A 4,180-nucleotide genomic window follows, 5' to 3' on the forward strand; every position below is an offset into this window, starting at 1 on the left:
GGGTGAGACGCTGCGGATAGCACTGATGGGCAACGACGAACGCGTCAGCGCAGACACTGCGCTGCGGATCGGGTTGGTGTCGGAAGTGGTGCCCGCCGAACGATTGCGGGAGCGAGCCCATGAGATCGCAGCCACCATCGCCGCAAAGCCACCGTCGGCAATCCAAGGCACGGTCAAGGCGATTTGGGAGTCGCTCGACAAGCCCTACCGGGCGGCCATGGAGCAAGGCTTGATCTATACGCGGCTGGGCAATCCAATCGGGACAGCCGAATTGGCTGCCCGGGCTGGGCGAGCCGCGGTCGAGCCGAGGGTCCGCTGATGGCACACGCGCTCAGTCGTCGCATCACCGATGTGCTGAATCTGCAGCCTGACGCGCACGCCATCGAATACGACGGCCACTGGTCGTCCTGGGGCCAGATCGGCGAAATGACAGCCAAGATGGGTTCGCTGGTTGCGACGCATGCCGGTACCCGACAAGCCCGGGTCGGGATATTGCTGCGCAACCGGCCGGCGCAGGTCGCCGCCTTTCTCGGAGTACTGCAAAATGGCGGGTGCGTGGTCGTGCTCAACTCGTCGCGGGGCGATGATCGCATCCGAGCCGATATCAGCGCACTGCAGCTGCCGATGGTCATCGGCGAGCCCGACGATGTGACGACGCTGGTGCCAGCGGGCACAACGACCGTCTCGATTTCGGGGCTCGACACCGAGCCGGAGGTGACAGTCGGTGGCACCCAGACTGATACCGGTCGGCCCGGTGTCGCGGTATGGATGCTGACCAGTGGAACCACCGGGCCACCGAAACGCGTCGACCTCACCTACGACATGCTGGCATGCAGCGTAATGGGCCGCGAACCGGAGCGGTCACCGGCACCCACCGAAATCCGGCGCGGCGTCTCGATCGTCAACTCTCCGCTCGTTCATATCGGCGGCGTGTTCCGCGTGCTGCAGTGTGTCGTCGATGCGAGACCGTTTGTGCTGCTGGAACGATTCGAACTTGCTGCTTGGGCGCATGCGGTGCGCAAGTACCGGCCTCGCACCGTGTCGTTGGTGCCGGCCGCATTGCGCATGGTGTTGCACTCCGACCTGCGGCGCGAGGACCTAGAGAGCATCCGCGCCGTGACTTCCGGCACCGCGCCGCTGTCGGCTGAGGATGCCGATGCCTTCACCGAGAAGTTCGGCATTCCGGTCCTGACCTCATACGCCGCAACAGAATTCGGTGGTGGTGTGGCAGGCTGGACATTGACCGACTACCAGAGGTATTGGCACATCAAGCGGGGCAGCGTAGGACGAGCCAGCCTCGGAGCCCAACTGCGGGTGGTCGACGACGACGGTACTGTGCTGGCGCCCAACCAAGTCGGCCTGCTCGAAGTCAAGCCGGGACAACTTGGCCCGTCTGCGGAATGGATGCGCACCACCGACTTGGCCCGCGTCGACGAAGACGGATTTCTGTGGATACTTGGGCGCGCAGATCAGGCGATCATCCGCGGCGGCTTCAAAGTGATGCCGGACGATGTGCGCGCGGCACTGGAGCGCCACCCGGCGGTGGCAGGCGCCGCCGTGGTCGGTCGCCGTGACGAGCGCCTCGGCGAGACACCGGTCGCCATGGTCGAACTGCGAGAAGCGGAATCGGTTGATGCTGGCGAGTTGACCGAGTATCTGCGAACGAAGCTGGCGCGCTACGAGGTTCCTACCGACATCGCGATCGTCGACGCGATTCCCAGGACACCTTCCGGTAAACCCGACTTGACCGCGGTTCGCCGGTTCTTCGACGGAAGCATTCCGGCCGCCCGCAGCGAACATGCCCCGTGAGTCGCTGACGCTCCCGCAGATCCTGCGACAGCAAGTCCGCAGACGAGCGGATCACCCGCTGCTGGTCTGCGATAACGAGCGTATTAGCTACGGCGAGGCCGATCGCCGGTCGGCGATACTTGCCCGCGGCCTTATCGCCCTGGGCGCCGGCAAGGGGACACATGTCGGCCTGCTCTACCCCAACGGGCCGGGGTTCGCCGTCGGCATGCTGGCAGCGACGCGAATCGGTGCCGTCGTCGTCCCGTTCACCACGTTCGCCACCGCCCGCGAGTTCCGTGAGCAACTTGTCGACAGCGATGTCCAGATTCTGCTGGCCGCGTCGTCATACCGCTCCCACGACTACGTGCGTCGGCTCGGCGAAGTGCTGTCCGATTGCGACCTCGAGGGCGTGGAGCGGTTGTTCAGCAGCGCAGCACCGCAATTGCGCCACGTAGCGATCAGCTATGGGTCCGGCGGCCAGCGGGTCCACGACATCGAGCGGCTCTACGAACTCGCTGACACGGTCGACGAAGCACTCCTGGCCGCCATGGAAGACGACGTCAACGGTTCTGATCTGCTGGCCGTCGTCTATACGTCGGGAACCACCAGTACCCCGAAGGGAGTGGTGCACACACACGCCGCGTTGCTGGGCCATCAGCGAAACCTCAACGAGATTCGTGGACTACGCGCCGAGGACAAGCTGTTCTGCAATTCGCCGTTTTTCTGGATTGGCGGATTCGGGTTCGCCTTACTTGCCACCGTGGTTGCCGGCTCGACGCTGCTGTGCTCCAACGCCGTGGACGCCGGCGAGACGCTCGACGTGTTGGAAGCGGAAAAACCCACCATGGCCAACGGTTTCACCGCCGGGATCGCGCACCTGCCGCGTCACCCGACTTTCGCTGCGCGCGATCTCTCGTCGATACGGCGGGGCAACCTGTATCCGATCATGGCCGCTGACGTGCGGCCGGCCGATCCGGAGTTGCGGCACAACATGCTGGGGCTGACCGAGGCAGGCAGCGTCGCGTTGATCAGCGACGATGAATCCGACCAACCCGAGCACCGCCGTGGTTCTTTCGGAAAGCCGGCACCCGGATTCGAAACCAAAATCGTCGACCCTGAGACGGGGGTCATGGTCGAGGTCGGCGAAGTCGGGGAACTATGCATTCGGGGTCCGTATGTAATGCAGCGCTACTACAAGCGCAGTCGCGAAGAGTGTTTCGATCCCGATGGCTGGTTCCACACCGGTGATCTGGTACGCAACGACCGCGACGGATTCTTCTACTTCGTCGGCCGCCGCGATTCGATGATCAAGACCGCAGGCGCCAACGTCTCCCCCGCCGAGGTGGAAAAGGCGATTGCCCGCGTCGTCGGCGGTGCTGTCGCGCATGTCTTCGGCCTACCCGATGCCGAACGGGGACAGGTCGTCGCGGCCATCATCGCCCTGGAGGACGGTGCTGCTTTCGACGAAGAGGCGGTCCGCGAGCAGCTGAAGACGGAACTGTCGGCTTACAAGATTCCCCGGCGGTTCGCGGCCATATCGGCTGCCGACATTCCGCTGCTATCCAGCGGCAAAGTCGACCTGCGGCGGCTGAAGCAGGTGTTCGATGCCTGATACCACCATTGACCAAGTGGTGCGGTCGCGCGCAGCCAAGTACGGTGCCAAGCCGGTGGTCGTCGACCCGGACACTCGGCTCACCTATGGCGAGCTTGACGCCAGCACACGGGTCTTGGCTGCAGCGTTCGTCGACGCGGGCATCGGCAAGGGAACCCGGGTTGGGCTGATCATGCCCAACTGCGCCAGCTGGTTGCAGGTGGCGATTGCGCTGACGCGCATTGGCGCGGTATTGGTTCCGCTCAGTACACTGCTGCAGCCACGAGAACTGCTAGCACAGTTGCGGGTTGCCTCGGTGCAGTTTTTGGTAACGGTCGACGAGTTCCGAGGCCACCGCTACCGCGACGAACTTCGGTCCGAGTTGGGATCGCCGCAGCTGGGCGATGGCCAGCTGCGTTGTCCGGAGCTCCCCGCACTGCGTCATATCTGGACCGCCGACCGGCTGGCGGAGCTCGCTGCCAGCGATGCGGCTACCAGCATCATCGAGCCGTTAACCCGAACCGTCACGGCTAGTGATCTCTTCGTCATCGTCTTCACATCCGGCAGCAGTGGCCCGCCGAAGGGCGTCATGCACTCACACGGCAGCGCGCTGGGCGCGGTGCAGTCAGGTCTGGCTAGCCGCTGCATCGATTCGGAAACCCGCCTGTATCTGCCCATGCCGTTCTTTTGGGTAGGCGGGTTGGGCGGCGGCGTCCTCTCGGCGCTGCTGGCCGGTGCCACGTTGGTCACCGAGGAAATCCCTCGACCGCAGACCACTCTTCGATTGTTGGAACGCGAGCG

At 64.4% G+C, this 4,180-nt stretch carries 4 protein-coding genes; all 4 read left to right on the plus strand.

What is annotated here, in order from left to right; genetic code table 11:
* Nucleotides 1-319, plus strand: a 319-nt coding sequence (locus VFA16_RS17990; RefSeq protein WP_324969121.1) for an enoyl-CoA hydratase/isomerase family protein, incomplete at its 5' end; no start/stop codon positions are given.
* Nucleotides 319-1,809, plus strand: a complete 1,491-nt coding sequence (locus VFA16_RS17995) for a class I adenylate-forming enzyme family protein (protein WP_414687754.1) — start codon at nt 319-321, stop codon at nt 1,807-1,809. The genes VFA16_RS17990 and VFA16_RS17995, both read left to right, overlap by 1 nt.
* Nucleotides 1,799-3,400, plus strand: coding sequence for a class I adenylate-forming enzyme family protein (locus VFA16_RS18000; protein ID WP_324969122.1), 1,602 nt, complete (start codon nt 1,799-1,801; stop codon nt 3,398-3,400). The genes VFA16_RS17995 and VFA16_RS18000 overlap by 11 nt, the downstream gene beginning before the upstream one ends.
* Nucleotides 3,393-4,180: class I adenylate-forming enzyme family protein (locus VFA16_RS18005; RefSeq protein ID WP_324969123.1), on the plus strand; the 788-nt coding region annotated here is incomplete at its 3' end. The genes VFA16_RS18000 and VFA16_RS18005, both read left to right, overlap by 8 nt.

It is taken from the genome of Mycobacterium sp., assembly GCF_035653355.1.
In the GTDB taxonomy this organism is placed as follows: Bacteria; Actinomycetota; Actinomycetes; order Mycobacteriales; family Mycobacteriaceae; genus Mycobacterium.

Coding starts and splice junctions, on each gene's coding strand:
- VFA16_RS17995 (WP_414687754.1), top strand. CDS start 319: ATGGCACACGCGCTCAGTCGTCGCATCACCGATGTGCTGAATCTGCAG.
- VFA16_RS18000 (WP_324969122.1), top strand. CDS start 1,799: ATGCCCCGTGAGTCGCTGACGCTCCCGCAGATCCTGCGACAGCAAGTC.